Here is a 23,607-nt window from a genome sequence, read left to right as displayed (position 1 = left end):
AGATGACCGAAGCCCCGGACCCCCGGTTCGCCGAACTGCGCGAGCTGCTCTTCGCCCACCCGGCGATGGCCCGCGAGCTGCCCGGCTTCGACCCGCAGGAGGTGCCGGAGGCGCCGGCGCAGCTGTTCGCCGACTGGCTGATCGGCGCGCTGCGGGCCGGGGTGCCGGACCCGCAGGTCGCGGTGCTGGGGACCACCGGGCTGGACGGGGCGCCGGACGGGCGGGTGGTCGGGCTGCGCGAGCTGGAGCCCGAGCAGCAGGTCTGGTGGTTCCACGGCGACGCGCAGAGCCCCAAGGGCCGGCAGCTGGCCGCCGACCCGCGGGCCTCGCTCACCTGGTACTGGCCGGCGCTGGGGCGGCAGGTGCGGGTGCGCGGCGCGGTGGAGACGGCGCCGGCCGAGCGGACGGCGGCCGCCGTGCGGGAGCTGAGCCCGCGCAGCAGGGTGGCCGCGCTGGTCGGGCGGCAGAGCGAGCCGCTGGCCGGCGAGGCCGAGTTCCGGGCGGCCTGGGCAGCCGCCGACCGGCTGCTGGCCGAGCAGCCCGGGGCGGAGCCGCCCGGGTACCGGCAGTACGGGGTGCGGGCCGGGACCGTGGAGTTCTGGCAGGGCTCCTTCGACCGCAAGCACGTGCGGCTGCTCTACCGGCGGGACGGCGAGGGGTGGCACCGGGAGCTGCTCTGGCCGTGAGCCGTGAGCCGTGAGCCGTGAGCCGTGAGCCGTCGCCGAGCCGGGCCGGGCCGGGCCGATGCCGAGCCGCCGCGGCCCGGCGGCCCGCGGCGTGTGGCCCGGGCCACTGACGGGTCGAAATATGACACCGGGCCCCGCCGCGGTGACGCTGCGTCGACCGAACGGGGCCCGCGGCCGGTGGGCTGCGTCACATCGAAGCCCAGGCGGCCCGAAGGATTTGCCGAGTTTTCGGTGGTTTTAGTCCGATTTGGCCGCCAGGTTTCCGCGGGTAACAGTAGCTGACCTGGGGTGATCCCGAAATGGTTGATTCCGGACATCCGGTTGCCTAACTTGAATCTCGGCGCAGCGAGCGCCACCCGGGATCACCCGAGAATCCCACCGCCCCAGCGCGGTGCGGAGCGGGTGCACGGGGACAGAACGGGACGCTCCCGCGTCACGCTCCGTCCACCGGACGCGGCCCAGCACACCAGGACACTCACCTGCCCTGGTTCCGTGCGGCCCCGGGGCTCTGTCGAGAGGGACACCATTGACTTTCCGTAACGAGAACACCGCCACCGCCGCTGCCACCGCCGAGGCGCCGAAGAAGCGCAACTGGGTCCGGATGGCGGTCATGGGTGGCGCCGTCGCCGCCCTTCCGGTGGCGGGCCTCGTCGCGGCCACCACGGCCTCCGCCGCCTCCACCGCGACCTGGAACTCGGTCGCCCAGTGCGAGAGCACCGGCAACTGGAGCATCAACACCGGCAACGGTTTCTCCGGCGGTCTGCAGTTCACCCCGTCCACCTGGGCCGCCTACGGCGGCACCGCGTACGCGGCCTCCGCCGACCAGGCCACCCAGGCGCAGCAGATCGCCGTCGCCGAGAAGGTCCTGGCGGACCAGGGCCCGGGCGCCTGGCCGGTCTGCTCCGTGCAGGCGGGTCTGACCGCGGGCGGCGCCCCGGCGCAGGTGGACACCTCGTCCTCCAGCACCGGCACCACCAGCACCACCAGCTCCAAGAGCACCAGCACCAACACCAGCGCCCCGGCGCAGCAGTCCGCGCCGGCCCAGCAGGCCGCGCCGCAGGCCCAGGCCGCCGCCCCGCAGACCCAGGACGCACCGGCCAAGCAGAACCACCGCAACGGCAGCGGCCACCACCAGGCCAAGCAGCAGGGCTCGACCGGCGGCTACACCGTGAAGAGCGGTGACACCCTGGGCGAGATCGCCGCCGCCAACGGCACCAGCGTCCAGTCGCTGTACGCCAAGAACGCCTCGGTGATCGGCGCCAACCCGGACGTCATCTTCCCGGGCCAGGTCCTGAGCATCTGACGGACCCTCTGAGCCGTACCCGGTAGCACCCCTGTGCCCCGGCCCGCAGCACGCGGGCCGGGGCACAGGGCTGTCCGGGCTCCCCGGGGCCAGGGCCAGGCACGCGCCTGGCGAGCGGTGGGAATACAGTCGTCGACGTCAGCGTCTCACCGATACGCCGGAACGAGGATCATGAGCACCACGCACTACGACGTCGTTGTCCTGGGAGCGGGTCCGGGCGGTTACACCGCCGCTGTCCGTTCGGCCCAGCTGGGCCTGAAGACCGCGGTCATCGAGGAGAAGTACTGGGGCGGGGTCTGCCTGAACGTCGGCTGTATCCCCTCGAAGGCCCTGCTCCGCAACGCCGAGCTGGCCACCATCTTCACCCGCGAGGCCAATGTCTACGGGATCAAGGTCGAGGGCCAGGTGACCTTCGACTACAACGAGGCGTTCAAGCGCAGCCGCAAGGTGGCGGACGGCCGGGTGGCCGGCATCCACTACCTGATGAAGAAGAACAAGATCGACGAGATCGACGGCCGCGGCACCTTCGTTGACGACCACACCATCCAGGTCGCGCTGAACGGCGGCGGGGTCTCCACCGTCACCTTCGACCACTGCATCATCGCCGCCGGCGCCACCACCCGCCTGCTGCCCGGCACCTCGCTCTCCGACCGGGTGGTGACCTACGAGGAGCAGATCCTCAGCGACAGCCTGCCCGAGTCGATCATCATCGCGGGCGCCGGCGCGATCGGCGTCGAGTTCGCCTACGTGCTGAACAGCTACGGCGTGAAGGTCACCATCGTCGAGTTCCTCGACCGGGTGGTCCCGCTGGAGGACGTCGAGGTCTCCACCGAGCTGGGCAAGCAGTACAAGAAGCTCGGCATCCAGATCCTCACCTCCACCCGGGTCGACGCGATCGACGACACCGACCCGCACGGCAAGGTCAAGGTCACCGTCACCCGCAACGGCCAGCAGGAGGTGCTGGAGGCCGACAAGGTGCTGCAGGCCATCGGCTTCGCCCCGCGGGTGGACGGCTACGGCCTCGAGGCCACCGGGGTGGCGCTGACCGAGCGCCGGGCGATCGCGGTGGACGGCCGCGGCCGCACCAATGTGCCGCACATCTTCGCGATCGGCGACGTCACCGCCAAGCTGATGCTCGCGCACGCCGCCGAGGCGATGGCCGTGATCGCCGCCGAGACCATCGCCGGTGCCGAGACCATGGAGATCGACTTCGTCATGGTCCCGCGCGCCACCTACTGCCAGCCGCAGGTGGCCAGCTTCGGCTACACCGAGGCGCAGGCCCGGGAGCAGGGCTTCGACGTCAAGGTCAGCAAGTTCCCGTTCACCGCGAACGGCAAGGCGCACGGCCTCGGCCACCCGGTGGGCTTCGTCAAGGTGATCAGCGACAACACCCACGGCGAGCTGCTGGGCGCCCACCTGATCGGCCCCGAGGTCACCGAGCTGCTGCCCGAGCTGACCCTGGCCCAGCAGTGGGACCTGACGGTGCACGAGGTGGCCCGCAACGTGCACGCCCACCCGACCCTGGGCGAGGCGGTCAAGGAGGCCATCCACGGCCTCTCCGGCCACATGATCAACTTCTGACCGGTCAGTAAGGCCGGTCGGGCCCGCCCAGGCGGGGGCGGACCCGACCGGGGTCAGTGGCCGGCCGGCCTCGCGGTCACCGAGACCTCGCGCACCCGCATCGGGTGCCCGGGCTCGGTGGCCGCCGTGACCGTGCCGCCGAAGGCCGCGGGCAGTCCGCCGCCCACCGCCACGTCCAGCACCAGGAACATCCCGTGGTGCACCGCCCGGTCCCAGGCGGCCGGGTCGACCTGATCGGCCGTCACCCGGTGGTACTCGGTGCCGTCCAGGTACCAGCGGACCTGCTCCGGAGCGGTCGAGCGGTCCACCTCCACCGCGTAGCTGTGGAACCCCGACCGGCAGTCCGGGCAGGGGTGCTCGCCGGAGCCCAGGCCCTGCGGCTCGTGGCAGGGCCCGCCCGGGGCGGAGCCGCAGTGCATGGTGCCGAAGACCGAGCCGCGCCCGTTCACCGACTCCATCACGTCCAGCTCGCCGATCCCCGGCCAGCCCGTGTAGCCGTCGCGCAGCGCGCCGCCCAGCGTCCAGAAGGCCGGCCAGATGCCGCCCGCCGCCGCGCCGGTGGCCTCCGGAAGCTGGATCGAGGCCTCGATCCGCAGCACCCCGCCGGCCGGCGCCGCCAGTCGGGCACTGCGCGACTCCAGCCGGCCCGAGCTCCACTGCCCGTCCGGGCCCCGGGTCGGCACGATCTCCAGCGCGCCCTGGCCGTCCAGCCGGACGTTCTGCGCCGCGTCCGTCATGGTCTCCAGCTCGCCGGTGCCCCACTGGGCGGCCGGGCAGCCCGGGTAGCAGGTGCCGGTGTCGTACTGCCAGCGCGACGGATCCGGCGGTGAGCCGGCCGGGCCCTGGAAGTCCTCGTGCAGCAGCTCCGTGGTGCCCGGCGCGGGCAGCGCTCCGGTGTCGGAGAGCAGCCGGTCCAGCCGGGGCGCCAGCACCACGGCCGCGACATTGGTCAGGTGCGCGTCGTCCCGGTAGAGCAGGATGTGCTCCAGCACCGCCGGGCAGCTGCTGCCGGTATCCGGGCAGAGCACCGGGTTGACCGAGACCGCCCGCACCCCGGGCTCCTGGCCGGCGGCCACCGCCTCGGCCAGCGGATCGGGCCAGTTCGCCGCCGCGCGTGGGAAGGCGCAGCGGCCCGGGTCCTCCGGGTGCCCCGAGACGCAGGCCGGCACGTCCTGGCCCGGGATCGGGGTGTCCGTCAGGTAGACGATCGGCACGCCCAACTCCCGCAGCGGGGCCAGGGTCTGCTCCCAGGCCTTGGCGAGCAGCGGCTGGTCCCGGGTGTAGCGGTTGAGCGCGCCGATCACGATCAGCCGCGGCTTCGGCTCGATCCGCAGCCGCTCCAGCGCGTTCGCCCGCCAGCTGTCGCACTCCCGGTACTCCCGGCCCAACTGCGGGTTGACCACGGTCAGCTGCGGCAGCGGGCAGCCCTGCTTCACCAGCTCCTCCAGCGCCCAGTGCCGTTCGGCGGCGATGCCGAGCAGCGGGGAGAACCACTGGCCGGCGTGCGAGTCGCCGAGCAGCACGATCCGGTCGCCGCTGGAGGTGTCGCCGAACAGGCAGGCCGGGCTGCTGACGGCGGTCGGCGGTACCTCGCAGGCGCCGTCCGGCGGGAAGTCCTTGCGGGCCTGCGCCGCCGTCGGCACCACCGCCGGCACGGTGCGGGCGGCGCTGGACGGCAGCAGCAGGGTCGGGCCGTCCGGCGCGCCCGGCGGCAGGCCGGCCAGGTTCACCGGCGTGCCCGGGCCGAGCAGCCGCAGCGTGCCGCTGCCCACCACCAGCGCCAGCACCACCGGCAGGATCACCGCGCTCAGGCCCAGGGAGAGCCCGCGGCGCGGCAGTTCCACCACCACCGGGCTGCGCCGCAGCGGCCGCTCCACCCAGCGGGTGGTGGCCAGGGCGGGCAGCGCGGAGGCCGCGGTGAGCGCGGCCAGCACCGGCCAGTCCAGCGCGCCGAACCGGGCCTGCACCAGCACCAGCACCGGCCAGTGCCAGAGGTAGAGCGTGTAGGAGAGCCGGCCCACCGCGCGCGGCGCGCGCAGTCCGAGCAGCCGGCCCGGGCCGAAGCGCGGGTCCGGGCCCGCCAGGATCAGCGCCGCCGCGCCCACCGTCGGCAGCACGGCCGCCCAACCCGGGTACGGCGTCCGGGCGGTGAACTCCACCACCGACCAGCCGACGGCCGCCAGGCCCGCCCAGCCGAGCAGCGCCCGCAGCGGCGCGGGCACCCGCCGCAGCCCCGCGGCCGGCAGCAGCGCGGCCACCGCGCCCACGCCGAACTGCCAGGCACGCGACGGCGAGCCGAGGTACGCCAGGGAGACCGAGCCGTGCGTCCAGCGCAGCGAGAGCGCGAACGAGGCCAGCATCACCAGCGCCGTCATCACCGCCCAGGCGGACCGGAAGTGCCGCCGGGCCAGCCAGACCAGCAGGGCCAGCAGCGGCGCCCAGAGCAGGTAGAACTGCTCCTCCACCGCCAGCGACCAGAAGTGCAGCAGCGGGCTCGGGTCCCGGCCCGCCGCCAGGTAGTCGGTCTGCTGGGCGACGAAGCGCCAGTCGGCCACCGACAGCGCGGAGGCCAGCACGTCGTACTCCAGGTCGGCGCGGCGCAGCGGCGCGGTCAGCCAGGCGCCGGCCAGTGCCACCACCGAGAGCACCACGGCCGCCGAGGGCAGCAGCCGGCGGGCCCGGCGGGAGTAGAACTCGACCAGCCGGATCCGCCCGGAGACCGCTGCCTCGCGCAGCAGTTGACCGGTGATCAGGTAACCGGAGATCACGAAGAAGACGTCGACACCGGTGAACCCGCCCGCCAGGTGCGGGATTCCGGCGTGGAAGGCGAGCACGGCCAGCAGCGCGAGGGCGCGCAGGCCCTCGATGTCCGGGCGGAACCCGGGATCGTGCGGGGCCCGTGCGCGGGCAGCAGGAAGTATCGGCTCCGCCGGAACGGTCGGAGCCATGGTGGCAGCCATGGGAGTTCGGGAACCTTTCAGCCGAGCCAGGGCAGCATCGGGCTGACCCAGCCGGAGGCGAGCAGCGCGGTCAGGGCCAGCACGGCGGTCACCGCCAGGCCCTCGGGCCAGCGGCGCGGCAGCACGCCGGCGGCGGTGGTGGTGGTCGTGGCGCCTTCGGCAGGACGGGGGTTGGGCGCGGCGGTGCGGCGCGGCCGGAGCTCGGCCAGCAGGTCGCGCACCAGCGGCAGCCCGATCTGCAGCTGCACCAGCAGGTACAGGCCCAGGCCCCAGGTGGGCGCCCAGCCCTGCCGGGCGACCGCCAGGCCCAGGCCGGCGGCGGCGGCCAGCAGCGCGCCGGCCGTCCAGAGCAGCGAGACCAGCACCACCCGGCGGGCCAGCCCGCCCGGCCGGGACCCGCCCGCGCCGGTCGGCACCCAGGCGGCGCTGCGCCCGCGCAGCGTGTGCAGGAAGGCGGCGCCGGCCGCGATGCTCATCAGCACGTTGGCCCGGATCACCTCCACCCGCCAGCGGGTGCGGCTCACCCGGGGCAGCAGCACGTGCCAGAGCCAGAGCGGCGCGAGCAGCGGCAGCACGTGCCAGGGCCGCACCTGGGAGGGGTAGCAGTAGAGCATCACCAGCGGCGGCAGCGGCGCGGCGAAGATGTTCACGGCCATCGTGAGGTAGCCCACGATGCCCTCGTAGAAGCAGAACCGCATCCGCCAGGGCGCCTTGATCCGCTTCAGGTCGCGGCTGGTCAGCAGGTGCAGGTTGCCCATCGCCCAGCGGTACTGCTGGTTGACGAAGGAGGCGAGGCTGTCCGGCGAGGTGCCCTTGGCCACCAGCACCGGCACGTAGAGGGTGCGGAACCCGTGCTCGTACAGCCCCAGGCCGGTGTACATGTCCTCGCTGTGGTCCAGTTTGGCGAAGCCGCCGGCCGCGTCCAGCGCGGTGCGCCGGTAGACGGCGTTGCTGCCGCAGCAGATCGCGGCGTCGCTGGCGTCCCGGGAGGGCTGGATCCAGCGGAAGAACCACTCCTGCGCCGAACCGGCGGCCCGCTCGATCCAGTTCATCGAGGCGTCGGTGTCGAAGCACTGCGGGCTCTGCACGATGCCGATCGCCGGATCGGCGAAGTACGGCACCAGGTGGCGCAGGAAGTCCGGGCGCGGTGCGAAGTCGGCGTCCAGGATGGCGACGAACTCGCCGTCGGACAGGGTCAGCGCGTGGTTCAGGTTGCCGGCCTTCTTGAACGCGCCACGGTCCGGGCGGACCACGTACTCGAATCCGAACTCGTCTGCCAGAGCGGCGACTTCGGAGCGGTCGGCGTCATCGAGCACCCAGACGGCGAGCCGGCCGGGCCAGTCGGCGGCGGCCACCGCGCGGTAGGCGTTCTCGAGGATCTCCAGCGGCTCCCCGCAGGTCGGCAGGTACAGGTCCACGCTCGGCGCGGTGGCCGGCTGCCAGGCCTGGAACAGCACCTGGTGCGACTGCCGGGTGAGCCGGCGGCCGCGCAGGCTGTTCACCGAGGAGAGCAGCAGGGCCAGCACGTTCAGGCCCAGGACGGCGAGGAAACCCCAGAGTGCCGGGGTGCGCAGTGCGAAGGTGAGCATCGTCGCCGCCGTCAGGACGAAGGCGAGCGAGGTGCAGATCAGGACCCACCGGCGTTGCGGGCCGAAGTACCAGTACAACTCCTGGTCGTCCGGTGGTGTCGGAAGGTGATGGACAGTCATATGGCCCCCACAGCCGTGTCGAACAGCGTCCGGGGGGCAGCCTATACGATTGGTTTAGACCAATTGTGACGGGGTGGTGGTCCCGGGTGAACGTGAGGACAACTCACGGATCGTGCCGGGGCCGGGATGACCTGCGGATTCTTGACGGGAACGGCTCAGGGCGGGCCCCTGGTGGGGCCCGCCCCGGGTGCGGGTGCTGGGCTCGGCGGTGTGCCGGGTCAGCCGATCGCGTGCGACAGCAGGGCGCCGTCGCCGTTGGCCTGGGTGGTCTGGCCGACGTTGCAGATCTGGTGCAGCTGCTGGTTGGCAACCGGGACGTCGACCTGGACCGGGATCAGGCCCACCTGGACGTGGTGCACCTCGGGCAGGCACAGGTTCAGGTTGTCGGCGGCGTGGTAGTTGGGGCTGTGGTCCCCGATGGTGCCGGTGTGGTTGGTGCCGCCGTTGCCGGAGACCGAGGCGGCCGAGCCGTCCGCGTCGCCGATGGCCAGTGCGGGGGTGGTGATCGCGGCAACCGACGCCACGGCGAGACCGGCGCCCGCCAGAACCTTCTTGAGCATGTGTCATCTTCCTTTCGAAGGACCGGCGGTGCGGCTGCCACTGACCGTCCGCCGGTGTACGTACCGACGCCGTGTGCAACGCGCGCCCCCTGGTGAGGACACTGCGCGGATGTCGAAAGTCACCCGTCCGATGGTGTGCGGCCGTCCGTGCTGACAATCGAGGCGCGGTCGGCCAGCCAGTGGCGGCGGCCGATGCTGATCAGCCGCAGCTGGTCGCGGGCCAGCGCGGCGATCCGCCGCTCGGCCGCGCGGGAGCCGGCCGGCGCCTCCAGGAAGGCGGCGGCGGTGGCCACCAGGTGCTCCACGTACAGGCCCGCCAGCATCCGCAGCTCCGGCTCGGGCCAGTCGGCGGCGTCCGGCAGGGCGCCGAGCGCCGCGGCGGTCTCCGCGGTGAAGGCGGCCAGCTCGGCGGCGATCGCCTCGCGCACGCGCTGCACCCCGCCGTGCCGCTCGCGGGCCAGGAAGCGCATGTGCGGCCGGTGCTCGCGGACGTGCCGGGCCACCACCGCCACGGTGCGGTCGATCAGCTCGGCCGGCTCGCCCTGCTCGGCCAGGACCCGGTGGATCATCAGGTGCAGGCTGGCCAGCGACTCGGTGACCAGCGCCACGCCCAGCTCGTCCAGGTCGGCGAAGTGCCGGTAGAAGCCGGCCGGCGAGAGCCCCGCCTCCCGGGTCAGCTCGCGCAGGCCGAGGCCGCTGAGGTTCTGGTGCTCCAGCAGGCGCAGCCCCGCGTCGAGCAGGGCTCGGCGGCTCTGCTCCTTCTGCGCCTGACGGGTGGTCGGGGGCGTGGCGGGCGAGGGGGTCGCGGGCGTGGGGGGAGTGTGACTCACGTCATTCAGTAAACAACTGTTTGCCGACTTTGACCAGCGTAGAGTGGGCGGAGTCGGCGAACAGTTGTTAGCTGAGAGGTAGTCATGTTGTTCTTCGCGCTGCTCCTGGCCGGGGTGCTGGTGGGTGCCGCCGGGCACCTGTCGTTCTCCGGGTTCCTGTTGGCGGCCGGCCTGATCGGCGGCTGGCTGATCGCTTTCGGCGCCCGCGAGGGTGTCGCCCGGCTGCGCCGGCACTGACGAGACGGACGAGACGAGGAGGCTCTGGTGATGGCAACCGGTGGTGGGGCGCTGCGGCGGCAGCGGGCCGCGGAGGCGGACGGCATGGCGGTGGCGTCCTTCGTGCTCGGGCTGATCGGCCTGCTGCTCTTCAACCTGGTGCTCGGCCCGTTCGCGCTGGTGCTCGGCGCGCTGGCGCTGGGCCGCGGCACCGGCCGACGCGGCCGGGCGGTGCTCGGGATGGCGCTGGGCGCCGCCGACCTGGTGGTGCTCGCGGTGGCGCTGATCGGCGGCCACGGGGCGCTCTGGCAGATCGGCTGACGCACGGCCGAGCGGGCTCCCACCCCGGCAGGGGTGGGAGCCCGCCGGCGTCCGGTCAGAGCGGCAGCAGGTCCGGGCGCTTGGCCTCGACGTGGTCGCCCGAGGACTCCCCGCGCAGCCGGCGGCCCACCCACGGCAGCAGGTACTCGCGCGCCCACTGCAGGTTCTCCTGCCGCAGCTCGGCGGCGCTGTGCGGGGCCTCGGCGGGCCAGGCCGCTGCCGGGTCGGCCTCGGTCGGCAGGCCCAGTGCCCGGGCGGCCAGCAGCGCCACCCGCTGGTGGCCCTCCGGGGAGAGGTGCAGCCGGTCCTCGCTCCAGGACCGCCGGTCCTGCAGCGGGCGCAGCGACCAGAGGTCGGCCACCGCGCAGTCGTTGCGGTCGGCGATCGCCCGCAGGTGCATGTTGTAGGTGGCGATCTTGCCGCGCAGGTGCTTGAGCACCGGGACGCCGCGGGTGTCGAAGCCGGTGCAGATCAGCACCCGCCCGCTGTGGTCCCGTACGGTGCGCACCGCGCGCTCGAAGCGCTCGGCCACCTCGTCCGGGTCGCTGCCCGGGCGCAGGATGTCGTTGCCGCCCGCGCAGAGCGTCACCAGGTCCGGCGCCAGCCGCCGCACCTGCGGGATCTGCTCGGCGACGATCTGGTCCAGCAGCCGGCCGCGCACCGCCAGGTTGGCGTAGCGGAACTCGCCCGCCGGCCGGCGCGCGGCCAGCAGCCCGGCGAGCCGGTCGGCCCACCCGGCGAAGCCGCCCTCCGGGGCGGGGTCGTTCAGTCCCTCGGTGAAGCTGTCCCCGAGGGCCGCGTAGGAGCTGAGGTCAAGGGTCTCCAGAAGATCGGCCATGGACTGAATAGTTCACCTTCTCAAGTGACCTACGCCACCGTAGGTGCGGGGTGGCGGAGCGTGACGTTGGCCACCCTGCCTCCGGGACCGGCCGGCTCAGCCCTGCCGGGTCCAGGAGCCGGCGGAGCGGGACGGCCCGGCCGCGGCCAGGGTGACCACCGCGGCCAGCGCGGCCGGGACGGCGAGCGCCGTGCTCTGCGCGGTGTGCAGCACCAGGAAGGCGCCGATCACGGCGCCGGCGGCCAGGGTCAGGACCGAGAGCAGCTGGCGCCCGCCGCGCTCCTCCAGCCGTCCCGAGCGGCCGGAGTCGGCGAAGACGGCGGTGATCGTGCGGGTCAGCACGGTGGTGGTCAGCTCCGGCACGGCGAGCACGGCGACCAGCGCGTTCTGGATGCCCATCGCGAGCGCGAGCACGGCCGTCACCAGGTAGCGCGAGCTCTGCGGGGTGCCGGTGTCCACCACCGGGTCCACCGCCAGCACCAGCGCGGCGGCGGCCACCAGTACGGTCTCGGCCAGCGCGGCCCGCAGCAGCGCCCGCCCGCGGTGCACCAGCGGGCCGAGCAGCCGCCCGCCCAGGAACGCCCCGACGGCGAACGCGGCCAGCGCGACCAGCTGCGAGGCCACCGAGAAGCCGGGCGCGCCGGCGAGGGCGAAGCCCAGGAAGACCACGTTGCCGGTCATGTTCGCCACGAAGACGTGACCCAGCATCAGATAGCTGACCGCGTCGATGATGCCGCTCAGCACCGTCAGCCCCAGCAGCAGCGGCGGCAGCGGCCCGTGCGGATCGCCCGCCCCCGGCACCATGGTCCGCCATGCCCCCCGCACCAGCGCACGCATCCGCGGCCACCTCCCCAGCTCGTCCTCGCCGCTCGGAGGGGAGCTTAGGGCGTGCCGCACGCCCCCACCTGCGACGGCACGCCGGGGTGGAGGTCACGGGTACTCACCTGGACGGGAACGGCCTGCGGCCGGGTGCCGTAGGCGCGGTGGGCGGCGCGGGTGATCGCGTTGGCCTGGGCGGCTGACGGCGGGTTACCGCGGGGGCGGGGGCGGTGAGACTGCGGGTACCCCGTTCGCTCACGATCGGAAGAGGTGCCAGCCATGACGCTCACCCTGCTCCTGCTGACCGTGCCGCCGGCGCTCGCCCTGCTGCTCACCCTCACAGACCCCGCCCGCTACCGCCGCCCCCGCCACGCGGCCCCCCGCCGCCGGGCGGGGGCGGGGGAGTAGCAGGCGGAGGCCGGCCGCGTGCGCGGCGGGTCGGTGGCGGCCGCGCCGGGCCCGGCGCGGCGCGCGGGAGGGCGGGGCGAGCGGCGCGGGAGGGGAGCCGGCCGCCGAGCCGGATGCGCGCGGCGGAGGCGTTGGCCGGGTCGGGCGCAGCGCCTCGCGGTTTCCCGGCGCGCCGATCCCCGCCGTTCGACGCCCGGCGTGACCCGCGCGCCTCCCCCCTCACCCCAGCGGCAGCGCCAGCAGCGGTGTCACGCACACGCTGTGCTCCGCCGCCGAACCCGAGACGGGCAGGCGCTGGCGGCGCAGGGCGTAGTGGTAGGCCTCGCGCTCGGCCGGGGTGGTGAAGTGGCGCTGGTGGCGGGGGAGCGGGTCGGTGCGGGAGACGGTGAGGCGGTGGGCGGCCAGGCAGCGCAGCAGGTCCTCGGTCGGCTGCCCGTAGAGCGGCCAGCCGAGGACGGCGGGTGGGGAGGCCTGCAGGGCGAGGACCCGGGAGAGGGCGGCCGTGCCGCCGCCGGTCAGGACCAGGTCGGCGCCGGACAGCGCCGCGCGGTCGGCCTCGGAGGGCTCGGCGTCTGCCAGGTCGGTGCGTACCACCGCATCCAGCAGGCCGGTGGCCAGCCCGTACTCCGTCGCGGGCGCCGCGGTGTCCACGCCCACCACGGTGAGCTCGCGGTCCACCGGGCGGGCCGCGAAGTGGGCCCGGTCGCGGGCCACCGCGCCCTCCGGGCCGGCCGGGCGGGCGTAGAGCCGGGCCAGGCCGGCGAAGTCGATGCCGTGCTTGAGCAGGGCGCTGTGGACGCCGTAGCCGCAGGCCAGGTCGACCACCTTGAGCCGGCGCCGGCCGAGGCGGCGGCGCAGTTCGGCGACGGTGGCGTGCAGCAGCGGGCGGCTGAAGTCGGGGCTGCGGTAGCGCAGCGGGGCGAGCCGGCCGAGGTAGTCGTGCGGGTGCGGCTGCTGGTAGAGGCCGGGGAAGGGAGACTTGGTGAAGGGGCTCATGGCGGGCTCCTGGTGCGCGGGACAGACCCCGGCGGCCGGGCCTCGCGGCGCGGCCGTCACAGGGTGGGTGGGTGTCCTGACGGAGCGTCAATCTTGGCATGCTCAGAACGGCCGGGGTAGGCGACGCTCCGCCACCACCCCGACCGCCCCGACCCGCCGTCACCCGTACCGGTGGTTCACCCCCAGGAGACCGTCACTCCCAGCGCAGCCCCGCCGCCCGGGTGCGCCGCCAGAGCGCGGGCAGGCTGAGCAGCGTCACGGCGAGTACGGCGGCCGCGCCGCCGCCCGCCAGCACGGCGGTGTCGCCCAGCGAGAAGCCGAGGCCGAACGGCACCCCGGCCAGCCCGAGCAGCAGAGCCGCCAGCCCCACCCCGGCGGCCACCGCGAGCACCAGCCCCACCAGCACGGGCAGCGCGCTCTGCAGCAGCAGCGACCAGGCGAGGGTGCGCCGCCGGGTGCCGAAGGCGGTCAGCACGGCCAGCGTCCGCCGCCGGTCGCGCAGCTGCTCCAGCAGCCCGACCAGCATGCTGGCGCCGATCAGGGTCAGCACCGCCAGCGTGCCCGCGGTCAGCGCCCGGCGGACGCCGAGCAGGTGGGGATCGGAGGGCTGCAACCCGGGACGGAGCAGCGTGCTCCGCGGGTCGGTCAGGGTGACCGTGGTGCGCAGGCTCTCCTCGGCGTCCCGCAGGCCGGGCACCGGGTGCAGCAGCAGTGTGGCCTCCTGGGCGTGCAGCACCACGGGCGGGACGGCTCCGGTGGTGGCCAGCACGGTGGTGTGGATCGGCTGCCCGTCGTGGCTCCCGGGCAGCGCGGGCAGGCCGGTCACCACGGCCCGGGCGGCCGGCAGCCGCCAGCCGGGCAGCCCGGGCACGGGGGCCGTCAGGTCGCCGCCGGTGAGACCGGGAACGGGTGACATCGAGTGGCTGCCCGCGGCCAGCCCGCTGTCGGCGCTGCCGGGCACGGTGAAGACGTCGCCGTCGACGCAGTCGGGCAGCTGCGCGAAGGTCCGCAGTACCCGGCAGGAGCTGGTCACCAAGGTCACCACCAGTCCGGGGCCGTCGAGGGGCAGCGCGTAGTCCTCGGTGTAGCCGCGCACGTCGGCGATCGTCCCCCCGGCGCTGACCCGGTCGGAGAGCTGCTGGATCTGGTCGCCGGTGTTCCCGTGGAAGACCGCGATGTACCGGGTCGGGTCGCCGGAGAGCGAGAAGCCCGCCGTGTAGCGGGTGGAGACGCCGCCGAACAGGGACTGCAGGGCGATCGCCCCGGCCACCGCGACCACGATCCCGGTCACCGGCCGGCTGCCCGTCTCCGGGCTGAACCGCAGCCGCCCGACCGCGAGCTGCCAGGCCGGCGGGCCGCCGATCCGGCCCAGCGCACGGGCGGCCAGGTCGAGCAGCAGCGGCAGCAGCAGCGTGGTGCCGACCAGGAGCAGCAGCAGTCCGGCGATCAGTGCCAGCAGGCTCGGGCTGCTGCTGGTCGCTCCGGCGAACTGGTTCCGCCTGCTGACCAGCAGTGCGGTGCCCAGCACGGGCAGGGCGATCCGCCACCAGACGCGGCGGCGGGCGGTCCGGGCGCCGCGCAGCACGCCCAGCGGCTCGGCGGCGATCCGGCGCATGGCCACCAGCGTGACCAGCACCGCGAGCAGCGGCACGGCGAGCAGTGCCAGCGCGGCGAGGGACGGCTGCGGCTGGATGTCGACGGCGAAGAAGCTCAGCCCGTCGACCGAGATCCGCTCGATCTGGGCGCGGCCGACCAGGAAGAAGAGCACGCCGAGGAGCAGGCCCAGCAGCGCGCCGCCCAGCGCCTCGCCCGCCGCGATCCGGGCGGTGGTGGCCCGGTCCGCACCGGTCAGCCGCAGCGCGGCGAGCCGCCGGTCCCGGGCCTCGCCGCCGAACCGGACGGCGGCGACCAGGAAGACGACGACCGGGCAGAGCAGGAGCACCAGTCCGACGACGGTGAGCAGCACCAGCGCCGGGCTGGTCGGCTTGGGCGGCAGCGGATCGGCGAAGTGGTCGGCCCGTACCACCCGGCCGAAGCCGTCGCCGAGCCGGTCGCTGCCCTGGTAGAAGACCAGGTCGGCGGGGCCGACCAGGCCGGACTCGCCGATGGTGCCGGTGATCGGGCCGGGCAGCCGCTGCCGCAGCAGCCGCCCGTCGGGGGAGGCCAACAGCTCGGCCAGTGCGGGGGAGACCGCCAGGGCGCCCGGTGCGGGATAGGCGGTCAGGCCGGGCGGCACGGGCGCGGCGGCGCCCTCCCGGCGCACGGCGCGGCCGACCACCTGCTCGCCGTGGTAGGTGGTGCTGATGTCGCTCAGCAGCAGGGTCCGGTCGGTCTTGGCCGGGAGGCTGTCGGAGAACATGACGCCGGACAGCGCCCGCAGCCGGTCGTCCCGGTGGGCGCGCATGCCGGGCACCGAGGCGGCCAGCAGCAGGGCGGCCACGCCCAGGCCGACACCGGTCGCGATGAGCAGGGTGCGCAGCCGGGCGTCCCGGCCCCCCGCGAAGGCCATCCGCAGGCCCAGCCCCAGGGCCGTGCCCCAGCGCGCCACCCGCGGCAGTCGTGCCTGATCAGCCGTCACCGTGCCCGCCCCGCCCCGTCGGTGCGCCCGTCGCGGACCACGACCTCGCGGTCCGCGTACGCCGCCACCCGCATCTCGTGGGTGACCAGCACCACCGCCGTCCCGCTCTCCCGGGCCGCCGCGCTGAGCAGCGACATCACCCGCTCGCCCTGCAACGAGTCCAGCGCCCCGGTCGGCTCGTCGGCGAAGAGCACCGAGGGCTCGGTGACCAGCGCCCGGGCTATCGCGCCGCGCTGCCCCTGGCCGCCGGAGAGCTCCCCGGGCCGCTTACCGGCCAGCTCGGCGATGTCGAGCCGCCCCAGCCAGTCGGCCGCCCGCTGTTCGGCGGCCTTCCTGCGCAGCCCGTTGAGCCGCAGCGGCAGCGCGGTGTTCTCCAGCAGGGTCAGCTCGGGCACCAGCTGGCCGAACTGGAAGACGAAGCCGAACTCGGTGCGGCGCAGCGCGCTGCGGGCCGCGTCGCCGCCCGCCCACAGGTCCTCGCCCCGGTAGTGCACCGTCCCCGCGTCCGGCCGGGTCAGCCCGGCCAGGCAGTGCAGCAGGGTGGACTTGCCCGAGCCGGAGGTGCCCAGCACGGCGACCAGTTCGCCGGGCAGCACGTCCAGCGCGGCGCCGGTCAGGGCGGGGGTGGAGCCGAAGGACCTGTGCAGGTCCAGGCCGGCCAGCAGCGCGCCGGGCCGGGCGGTGGCGCCGGAACGGGCGCTCTCGACGGAGGTGACGGCCATCGTCAGCCACGCACCTTCCGGGCCAGCTCGTCCAGGCGGGCGGCGGTCAGCTCCAGCCAGCGCAGGTCGGCCTCCAGGTGGAAGAGCGCGTGGTCGCAGAGCAGCTGGTCGGCGAGGTCGCCGGTGAGCTTGCGCTGGGTCAGCTCGCGCATCTCGCGCAGGTGCTCGGCGCGCTGGGTCTCCAGCAGTTCGCCGGCCGGGCGGCCGGTGAGCAGGGCCAGCACGACCTTGGTGTAGAGGGTGCTCTGCAGGTAGGAGCTGGGGCGCTCCGGCTCCGACAGCCAGTGGGCCACGTCGGTGATCCCGGCCTCGGTGATCACGTAGCGCTTGCGCTCCGGGCCCTCGCCGTGTTCGGTGCCCTCGACCTCGACCAGGCCGCCCTTCAGCAGCCGGGAGAGGGTCGCGTAGACCTGGCCGTAGGGCAGTGCGCGGGCCTGGCCGAACTGCTCGTCATAGGCACGCTTCAGGTCGTAGCCGTGCCGGGGCCGGGACTCCAGGAGCCCCAGAATGGTGTGTCCGAGTGACATGCGGGTGACTGTACACACGATGTATACCGTGTGTGCATAGCAGGGCCCCGGCAGCCGACCCACCGTCAGCTGACACTCCCTGAGGCCCGCTCGGCGTGCGGGGCGGCGCCGCTGGCGGCAGGGTGGGTGGGGCCACGAGTGGCAACCCCGAACCCGAGGAGCCCCCTGAATGAGCGCGCGGACCTCCGCCGACATCGGCGTGATCGGACTGGCCGTCATGGGCCGCAACCTGGCCCGCAACTTCGCCCGGCACGGCCACCGCGTGGCCCTCTACAACCGCACCCCCGCCCGCACCGAGGCGCTGGTCCGGGAGTTCGGGGCGGAGGGCGAGTTCGTCCCCACCACCTCGCCGGCCGAACTGGTCGCCGCCCTGGAGCGGCCCCGCCGGGTGGTGATCATGGTCAAGGCGGGCGGGCCCACCGACGCCGTGATCGACGAGCTGGCCCCGCTGCTGGAGCCCGGCGACATCGTGGTGGACGGCGGCAACGCGCACTTCGAGGACACCCGCCGCCGGGAGGCCGCGCTGCGCGCGCAGGGCCTGCACTTCGTCGGCACCGGCGTCTCCGGCGGCGAGGAGGGCGCGCTCAACGGCCCCAGCATCATGCCCGGCGGCAGCACCGAGGCCTACGCCGGCCTGGGCCCGCTGCTGGAGTCGATCGCCGCCCAGGTGGACGGCCGGCCGTGCTGCGTGCACGTCGGGCCGGACGGCGCCGGACACTTCGTCAAGATGGTGCACAACGGCATCGAGTACGCCGACATGCAGCTCATCGCCGAGGCCTACGACCTGCTGCGGCGCGGCGCCGGGCGCCAGCCCGCCGAGATCGCCGAGATCTTCCGGGACTGGAACGCCGGGCGGCTGGAGTCCTACCTGATCGAGATCACCGCCGAGGTGCTCGGCCAGGTCGACGCCGAGACCGGCCACCCGTTCGTGGACATCGTGCAGGACCGCGCCGAGCAGAAGGGCACCGGACGCTGGACGGTGCAGATCGCGCTCGACCTCGGGGTGCCGGTGCCCGGCATCGCCGAGGCCGTCTTCGCCCGCTCGCTCTCCGGCAGCGTGCCGCAGCGCGAGGCCTGCGCCGACCTGCCCGGGCCCACCGAGACCTGGCTGGACAGCGCCGCCGCCGACACCTTCGCCGAGGACGTCGAGCAGGCGCTCTACGCCTCCAAGATCGTCGCCTACGCGCAGGGCTTCCAGCAGATCCAGGCCGGCAGCGACGAGTACTCCTGGGACATCGACCCCGGCGCGATGGCCGCGATCTGGCGCGGCGGCTGCATCATCCGGGCCCGGTTCCTCAGCCGGATCGAGGAGGCCTACCGGGCCGACCGCGCGCTGCCCACGCTGCTCGGCGACGAGTACTTCCGCAAGGCGCTCGGCGACGCCCAGGCCTCCTGGCGCCGGGTGGTCACCACGGCCGCCCAGCTCGGCATCCCGGTGCCCGGCTTCGCCAGTGCGCTCTCCTACTACGACGCGCTGCGCGCCAAGCGGCTGCCGGCCGCGCTGATCCAGGCGCAGCGCGACTACTTCGGCGCGCACACCTACCACCGCACCGACCGGACGGGCAGCTTCCACACGCTCTGGGCGGGCGACCGCAGCGAGGAGAAGCGGTGACCACGACCGTCGCGGTGCGGGCGGCCGAGCGCGCACAGGCCGTCACCGCGCCGCTGACCAGCGCCGCCCGGTTCCTGGTGCTCACCGTCCGGCCCGGCGGCGAACCGGCCGTCCGGGCGCTGCTGCCGGACCTGGCCGGACTGCGCCGCGCGGTCGGGTTCCGGGCGCCCAGGGCGGAGCTCAGCTGCGTCACCGGGATCGGCTCCGACCTGTGGGACCGGCTCTTCGCCGGCCCGCGCCCCGCCGAGCTGCACCCCTTCCGGGAACTGCGCGGACCCCGGCACACCGCCCCCGCCACACCCGGCGACCTGCTGCTGCACCTGCGCGCCGAGCGGGCCGACGCCTGCTTCGAACTGGCCTCGCAGATCCTCAAACGGCTGGACGGCGCGGCCGAGCCGGCCGACGAGACGATCGGCTTCGAGTACTTCGACCACCGCGACCTGACCGGCTTCGTCGACGGCACCGAGAACCCCGAGGGCGCCGCCGCCGACCGGGCCGCGCTGATCGGCGACGGGCCGTTCGCGGGCGGCAGCTACGTGATCGTGCAGAAGTACCGGCACGACCACGCCGCCTGGGAGGCGCTCGCCACCGAGCAGCAGGAAGGCGCGATCGGGCGCACCAAGCTCACCGACATCGAGCTCACCGGCGACGCCCAGCCACCCGACTCGCACGTCTCGCTGACCAGCCTGGACGACGACGCGAACGGCGAGCCGCAGGAGATCCTGCGGCACAACATGCCGTACGCCGCCCACCTCGGCGAGGACGTCGGCACCTACTTCATCGGCTACTGCCGCACCCCGGCGGTCACCGAGGAGATGCTGCGCAACATGTTCCTCGGGCGGGGCGCCGCGACGCACGACCGGCTGCTCGACTTCGCCACGGCCGTCACCGGCGGGCTCTTCTTCGTGCCGCCCGCCGACCTGCTCGCCGACCCGCCCCCGGCGGCGGCCGCGCGTGCCGTCCCCCCGAACGGCGACGGCTCGCTCGGCATCGGCAGCCTCAAAGGCCTGACCAGCACCCCGCCGCCCGAGCCGGACGGACCCGGAAGGAACCCGTACTGATGGACAACCTGCACCGCGACCTCGCCCCGATCTCCGGTGAAGCCTGGGAGGAGATCGAGGAGGAGGCCCGCCGCACCTTCACCCTGCACCTGGCCGGCCGCCGGGTGGTGGACCTCGCCGGACCGGCCGGTCCGGAGCTGGCCGCGGTCGGCTCCGGGCACCAGCGCCCGATCGACCCCGTGGTGCCCGGCACCGAGGCCCGGGCCCGGGAGGCCCGGGCGGTGGTGGAGCTGCGGGTGCCGTTCACGCTCTCCCGCGAGGAGATCGACACCGTCGAGCGCGGCAGCAAGGACGCCGACTGGCAGCCCGTGAAGGACGCCGCCCGCAGCATCGCGCTGGCCGAGGACACCGCGATCTTCGAGGGCTGGCCGGCCGCCGGCATCACCGGCGTGCGCAGCGGCGCCGAGGGCGTGCCGATCACCCTGCCGGAGGCGGTGGCCGACTACCCCGACGCGGTCAGCCACGCGATCACCACGCTGCGGCTGGCCGGCGTCGACGGGCCGTACTCGCTGCTGCTCGGCGCCGACCTCTACACCGCCGTCAACGAGACCTCCAACCACGGCTACCCGGTCCGCCAGCACCTGGCCCGGGTGGTCACCGGGGAGATCATCTGGGCTCCGGCGCTCACCGGGGCCGTGCTGCTCTCCACCCGGGGCGGCGACTTCGAGCTGCACCTCGGCCAGGACCTGTCGATCGGCTACCTCTCGCACGACGCCGGCACGGTGCGGCTCTACCTCCAGGAGTCGCTGACCTTCTCGCTGCACTCGCCGGAGGCGGCGGTCGCGCTCAGCACCGGCTGATCAGCCCGCCTGGCGCTGGAGACGGTCGAGCGCCAGCTCCAGGGTCGGCGCCAGCTGCGAGTGCAGCGGCGCCGGCAGCGCGTCGGGGGCGAACCAGTCGAGGGCGTCGAACTTGTGCGGCTCGCCGATCGCCACCGCCGCCGGGTCCACCAGCACGGCGCAGACCACGGCCACCCAGTGCGAGTCCACCGGCTCGCCGCGCAGCACGTTGCGCACGCCGAGCACGTCGATCCGCAGCGGCTCGGCCAGGTACTCCTCGGCCACCTCGCGGGCCACGGCCGCCTCGAAGGACTCGCCGAACTCCAGCGCGCCCGCGCCGCAGTCCCAGCGCCCCGGCTCGTCCCGGGCGGCCGCGCCGCGCCGGGCCAGCAGCACCCGGCCGGTGCCGTCGTGGCAGACGAAGACGCAGGAGACGGAGGGGACCGCGGGCTTCGGGGTCTGACCGGCCATCAGAAGTGCTCCCCGAGCTCGGCGAAGGCGGAGAGGTGGAGCACGCCGGAGTCGGCCGGGTCCAGCTCCGCGTCCTCCAGCACCCAGGTGTGCTGGTGGGGGATGAAGACCGCGTTCAGGCCGGCGCCGCGGGCGGGCAGGATGTCGGACTTCGCCGAGTTGCCGATCATCCAGGTGGACTCCGGGAGCAGCTCCTGCTCGCCGATCAGCCGGTGGTAGGCGGCCAGGTCCTTCTCCGGCACGATGTGCACGGAGCGGAAGTGGTGCGCCAGGCCGGAGTTGTCCACCTTCGCCTGCTGCTCGGCGAGGTCGCCCTTGGTGAGCAGCAGTAGCCGGTGCCGGGGCGCGAGCGCCGCCAGGGTCTCCGCCACGTCCGGGATCAGCTCCACCTCGGCGCTGGTGATCGAGGCCGCCAGTTCGGCGAGCAGCAGCGCCTCCGCCCGCTCGGCTTCGCGCTGCCGCAGGAGGGCGAAGCACTCGGCGAGGCTCTGCCCGAACACCTTGGCGCCGTACCCCAGGGTGCGGGCGTTGGCGGCCTCGATCCGGTCCAGCTCGGACCGGGCGGCGAGACGGTCGCCGCCCGGCGCGGTCACCAGGTCGAGGAAGGCCTCGATGGCCCGCTCGAACCGAATGTTGTTCTCCCAGAGCGTGTCATCGGCATCGAAGACCAGCACCTGATTGTCACGTCGCATCCCGCCACCGTAGGAGGTGGTACGCGAGGTGACAATCAGGTTTTCAGCGCTGCCAGCCCGGGTTGCGGCCGCTCAGCGCGAGCGCCCGGTCGAAGTCGCAGGCGCCGTCCGGGACCGTCAGCTCCGGCCCGTACCCGCCGTTGGCGCGGGCCTGGTCGGCGATCTGCCGGACCGCGCCGAGCAGCGCCGTGCCGGACTCCGCGCCGACGGCGAACGGCTGCCCGGTGGCCTGGGCCAGGTCCCAGCCGTGCAGGCCGAGCTCCTGGAGGGTCACGGCGGCGGCGATCCCGGCCGGGATGACGCCCGGCCCGAAGTCCGTCTCGCCCTCCAGCGCGGCCGGCCGCAGCCAGGCGGCCACCGCGCGCTCGGCGCCGGCGGCCACCTCGGCGGGCGCGGTGGGGGTGGTGGCGCTGCTGCCGCTCCGGGGGAGCTTGGCGGCGGCCCGTTCGGCCCCGGCTCAGTGCCGCCGGGCGCGAGCACGGTCGAGGTGACCTTGGCGGCGGAGGGCGAGGGCACGTTGTTGAGGCTGGTGCACAGCGACCTGCCGCCGGAGGCGCGTGCGCCGCACGGGGTGGGGTGGGCGCACTACCTCGATCGGGTGGTGGAGCTGGCGGAGGGCAGGGACCCGGGGCCGGACCCGTGGGTGCGGGGGTAGGGCTGGACGGCCTGGTGGTGCGGCCGGCTCGCCCGCCCTCCACCGCCGGCGGACCACGGCACGGCGCTACCGCCCCAGGCTCGCCCGCAGTGCCGTCACCCGGGCGGCCGCCGCCGTGAATTCCGCGTGATCCAGGCGGCCGTCGGCGAGGGCGTCGGCGAGGGCGGCGGTGGCGTCGGCGGCCTGGTTCGGATCCTGGGCCGAGCAGAGCAGCAGGTCCATGCCGGCGCCGGCGGCGGCGACCGCGCGGTTGCCGGGGTCGCCGTAGGCGGCGAGGGCGCCGGCTTCAAGGGCGTCGGTGACGGTGACGCCCTTGAAGCCGAGCCGCCCGCGGAGTTCGCCGCGGACCACGGTGGTGGAGAGCCCGGCCGGGTGCGCGGCGTCCAGGGCCGGGTAGACGGCCCAGGAGAGCATCACCAGGTCGACCCCGGCGGCGATCGCCGCGGGGTAGGGGGCCTCGTCCACCGTGGTCAGGCGGGCCTTGGAGACGTCCAGGGTCACCGGGCCGGTGTCGGTGTCGGCGCCCGCCGGCGTGGTGCCGAGGCCCGGGAAGTGCTTGGCGGTGGCCGCCACGCCGCCCTGCTGCTGGGCCGTGATGAAGGCCCGGCCGAGGGCGGTGACCGCCGCCGGGTCCTGGCCGTAGGAGCGCTGGTGCTGGTCGATGAAGTCGCCGTCCTGGTGGGAGACGTCGAGCACTGGGGCGAGGTTGACGTTGAGGCCGTAGGCAGTGAGGTTGGCCGCGGCCAGCGCGCCCGCCGAGGTGGCGGCCGCCGCCGGGTCCGGCGCGGTGCCCACCGCCCGCTCGGAGAGGTCGGGTGCGCCGGGCAACCGCCTTACCAGGCCGCCCTCCTGATCGGTCATCAGGAGCAGCGGCTGGTGCACCGGGCTGTCCTGCTGGGCCTGCTTGAGGGCGGCGACGGCCGCGTGGAACTGCTCCGGGTCGGCGGTGTTGCCGCCGAAGAAGATCACGCCTGCCGCGCGTCCGGTGCGGACCGCGGTGAGCAGCTGCTCGGGCGGGGTGGGGCCCTGGTAGGAGTAGACCACCCGCTGGCCGGCGAGCTGGTCCGGGGTGAGCTTGGCGAGCTGGGCGGCGGCCGAGGTGGGCGCGGCAGGCAGGGGCGAGGCGTCGGCGGCCGCGGGCCGGGCGGGCCGGGAGCCGCCGCAGCCGGTGGCGAGCAGCAGCAGTCCGAGGCAGCCGGCGATCCGGCGGGCACGGGTCGTCGTCGGCACGGGCGGCGTCCTCCTGGCGGGCGGGTTTGGCGGGGCGGGTGTCAGGTAGAGGA

At 74.6% G+C, this 23,607-nt stretch carries 23 protein-coding genes and 1 pseudogene; 10 read left to right on the top strand and 14 right to left on the bottom strand.

Features of this window, described 5'->3' with window-relative positions; genetic code table 11:
• The first annotated feature begins 2 nt into the window (after positions 1-2).
• From ACFYNO_RS11930 to lpdA, 3 genes are all read left to right on the top strand, one after another.
• A complete protein-coding gene (locus ACFYNO_RS11930) occupies positions 3-686 on the top strand; it encodes a pyridoxal 5'-phosphate synthase (protein ID WP_388009413.1) in 684 nt (227 codons plus the stop codon).
• Between the two features lie 526 nt (positions 687-1,212).
• On the top strand, positions 1,213-1,989 hold the full coding sequence (locus ACFYNO_RS11925) for a transglycosylase family protein (RefSeq protein WP_388009410.1): 777 nt from the start codon (positions 1,213-1,215) through the stop codon (positions 1,987-1,989).
• 171 nt (positions 1,990-2,160) lie between these two features.
• Positions 2,161-3,570, top strand: coding sequence for a dihydrolipoyl dehydrogenase (lpdA, locus tag ACFYNO_RS11920; protein ID WP_388009407.1), 1,410 nt, complete (start codon positions 2,161-2,163; stop codon positions 3,568-3,570).
• 53 nt (positions 3,571-3,623) lie between these two features.
• On the opposite strand, the gene ACFYNO_RS11915 is transcribed toward lpdA, so the two are convergent.
• The 4 genes from ACFYNO_RS11915 to ACFYNO_RS11900 all read right to left on the bottom strand — a co-directional run bounded on the left by ACFYNO_RS11915 (position 3,624) and on the right by ACFYNO_RS11900 (position 9,629).
• The gene (locus ACFYNO_RS11915; RefSeq protein ID WP_388009404.1) at positions 3,624-6,530 is read right to left on the bottom strand and encodes an SGNH hydrolase domain-containing protein; all 2,907 of its coding nucleotides are present in this window, start codon (positions 6,528-6,530) and stop codon (positions 3,624-3,626) included.
• 17 nt (positions 6,531-6,547) lie between these two features.
• Positions 6,548-8,239 carry a glycosyltransferase family 2 protein gene (locus ACFYNO_RS11910; protein WP_388009401.1) on the bottom strand — a complete coding sequence of 564 codons (1,692 nt, stop codon included), beginning with the start codon at positions 8,237-8,239 and terminating at the stop codon, positions 6,548-6,550.
• Between the two features lie 218 nt (positions 8,240-8,457).
• Positions 8,458-8,799: a rodlet layer protein gene (locus ACFYNO_RS11905; RefSeq protein WP_388009398.1), complete on the bottom strand. Its 342-nt coding sequence runs from the start codon at positions 8,797-8,799 to the stop codon at positions 8,458-8,460.
• Positions 8,800-8,918: 119 nt separating this feature from the next.
• Complete coding sequence (locus ACFYNO_RS11900; protein WP_388009395.1) at positions 8,919-9,629, bottom strand: TetR family transcriptional regulator; 711 nt, start codon at positions 9,627-9,629, stop codon at positions 8,919-8,921.
• Between the two features lie 84 nt (positions 9,630-9,713).
• On the opposite strand from ACFYNO_RS11900, the gene ACFYNO_RS11895 reads away from it, so the two are divergent.
• A complete protein-coding gene (locus tag ACFYNO_RS11895) occupies positions 9,714-9,866 on the top strand; it encodes a hypothetical protein (protein WP_388009392.1) in 153 nt (50 codons plus the stop codon).
• A gap of 30 nt (positions 9,867-9,896) precedes the next feature.
• The gene (locus ACFYNO_RS11890) at positions 9,897-10,166 is read left to right on the top strand and encodes a DUF4190 domain-containing protein (protein ID WP_388009389.1); all 270 of its coding nucleotides are present in this window, start codon (positions 9,897-9,899) and stop codon (positions 10,164-10,166) included.
• Positions 10,167-10,221: 55 nt separating this feature from the next.
• On the opposite strand, the gene ACFYNO_RS11885 is transcribed toward ACFYNO_RS11890, so the two are convergent.
• Both ACFYNO_RS11885 and ACFYNO_RS11880 read right to left on the bottom strand, forming a co-directional pair.
• Positions 10,222-11,004, bottom strand: coding sequence for an SGNH/GDSL hydrolase family protein (locus ACFYNO_RS11885; RefSeq protein ID WP_388009386.1), 783 nt, complete (start codon positions 11,002-11,004; stop codon positions 10,222-10,224).
• 96 nt (positions 11,005-11,100) lie between these two features.
• The gene (locus ACFYNO_RS11880) at positions 11,101-11,841 is read right to left on the bottom strand and encodes a YoaK family protein (protein WP_388009383.1); all 741 of its coding nucleotides are present in this window, start codon (positions 11,839-11,841) and stop codon (positions 11,101-11,103) included.
• A 261-nt stretch (positions 11,842-12,102) separates the two neighbouring features.
• On the opposite strand from ACFYNO_RS11880, the gene ACFYNO_RS11875 reads away from it, so the two are divergent.
• Complete coding sequence (locus tag ACFYNO_RS11875; RefSeq protein ID WP_388009380.1) at positions 12,103-12,231, top strand: hypothetical protein; 129 nt, start codon at positions 12,103-12,105, stop codon at positions 12,229-12,231.
• A 219-nt stretch (positions 12,232-12,450) separates the two neighbouring features.
• Here ACFYNO_RS11875 and ACFYNO_RS11870 read toward each other — a convergent pair whose 3' ends face one another.
• The 4 genes from ACFYNO_RS11870 to ACFYNO_RS11855 form a co-directional block, all read right to left on the bottom strand.
• Complete coding sequence (locus ACFYNO_RS11870) at positions 12,451-13,227, bottom strand: hypothetical protein (protein WP_388009377.1); 777 nt, start codon at positions 13,225-13,227, stop codon at positions 12,451-12,453.
• Between the two features lie 193 nt (positions 13,228-13,420).
• Positions 13,421-15,805: an FtsX-like permease family protein gene (locus ACFYNO_RS11865; protein ID WP_388009374.1), complete on the bottom strand. Its 2,385-nt coding sequence runs from the start codon at positions 15,803-15,805 to the stop codon at positions 13,421-13,423.
• Positions 15,802-16,527 carry an ABC transporter ATP-binding protein gene (locus tag ACFYNO_RS11860; protein ID WP_388009371.1) on the bottom strand — a complete coding sequence of 242 codons (726 nt, stop codon included), beginning with the start codon at positions 16,525-16,527 and terminating at the stop codon, positions 15,802-15,804. Before ACFYNO_RS11860 ends, ACFYNO_RS11865 begins: the two co-directional genes overlap by 4 nt.
• Before the next feature lie 2 nt (positions 16,528-16,529).
• Positions 16,530-17,054 (bottom strand): PadR family transcriptional regulator, encoded by a 525-nt coding sequence (locus ACFYNO_RS11855; RefSeq protein WP_388009368.1) that lies wholly within the window; start codon positions 17,052-17,054, stop codon positions 16,530-16,532.
• A 169-nt stretch (positions 17,055-17,223) separates the two neighbouring features.
• Between ACFYNO_RS11855 and gndA the strand changes: the two genes are divergently transcribed.
• The 3 genes from gndA to ACFYNO_RS11840 are packed head-to-tail and all read left to right on the top strand — an operon-like array spanning position 17,224 to position 20,527.
• A complete protein-coding gene (gene gndA, locus ACFYNO_RS11850; RefSeq protein ID WP_388009365.1) occupies positions 17,224-18,666 on the top strand; it encodes an NADP-dependent phosphogluconate dehydrogenase in 1,443 nt (480 codons plus the stop codon).
• Positions 18,663-19,727 carry a Dyp-type peroxidase gene (locus ACFYNO_RS11845; RefSeq protein ID WP_388009362.1) on the top strand — a complete coding sequence of 355 codons (1,065 nt, stop codon included), beginning with the start codon at positions 18,663-18,665 and terminating at the stop codon, positions 19,725-19,727. The genes gndA and ACFYNO_RS11845 overlap by 4 nt, the downstream gene beginning before the upstream one ends.
• On the top strand, positions 19,727-20,527 hold the full coding sequence (locus ACFYNO_RS11840; RefSeq protein WP_388009359.1) for a family 1 encapsulin nanocompartment shell protein: 801 nt from the start codon (positions 19,727-19,729) through the stop codon (positions 20,525-20,527). Before ACFYNO_RS11845 ends, ACFYNO_RS11840 begins: the two co-directional genes overlap by 1 nt.
• On the opposite strand, the gene ACFYNO_RS11835 is transcribed toward ACFYNO_RS11840, so the two are convergent.
• The 3 genes and pseudogenes from ACFYNO_RS11835 to ACFYNO_RS11825 form a co-directional block, all read right to left on the bottom strand.
• Positions 20,528-20,977, bottom strand: coding sequence for an NUDIX domain-containing protein (locus ACFYNO_RS11835; protein WP_388009356.1), 450 nt, complete (start codon positions 20,975-20,977; stop codon positions 20,528-20,530).
• A complete protein-coding gene (locus ACFYNO_RS11830; protein WP_388009353.1) occupies positions 20,977-21,669 on the bottom strand; it encodes an HAD family hydrolase in 693 nt (230 codons plus the stop codon). The genes ACFYNO_RS11835 and ACFYNO_RS11830 overlap by 1 nt, the downstream gene beginning before the upstream one ends.
• A gap of 43 nt (positions 21,670-21,712) precedes the next feature.
• Positions 21,713-22,099: pseudogene (locus tag ACFYNO_RS11825) on the bottom strand (TIGR03086 family metal-binding protein); the annotation flags it as partial.
• Between the two features lie 30 nt (positions 22,100-22,129).
• Between ACFYNO_RS11825 and ACFYNO_RS11820 the strand changes: the two are divergent.
• Positions 22,130-22,324: an SRPBCC domain-containing protein gene (locus ACFYNO_RS11820; protein ID WP_388009350.1), complete on the top strand. Its 195-nt coding sequence runs from the start codon at positions 22,130-22,132 to the stop codon at positions 22,322-22,324.
• 66 nt (positions 22,325-22,390) lie between these two features.
• Here the strand turns inward: ACFYNO_RS11820 and ACFYNO_RS11815 are convergent, their stop codons facing one another.
• Positions 22,391-23,554, bottom strand: coding sequence for a glycoside hydrolase family 3 N-terminal domain-containing protein (locus tag ACFYNO_RS11815; protein ID WP_388009347.1), 1,164 nt, complete (start codon positions 23,552-23,554; stop codon positions 22,391-22,393).
• Positions 23,555-23,607: the final 53 nt, after the last annotated feature.

The organism is Kitasatospora sp. NPDC006697, from assembly GCF_042869935.1.
Lineage (GTDB): Bacteria > Actinomycetota > Actinomycetes > Streptomycetales > Streptomycetaceae > Kitasatospora.
Note: the sequence above shows the minus strand (reverse complement) of the source record. Positions and strands in the feature narration are given on the sequence as shown.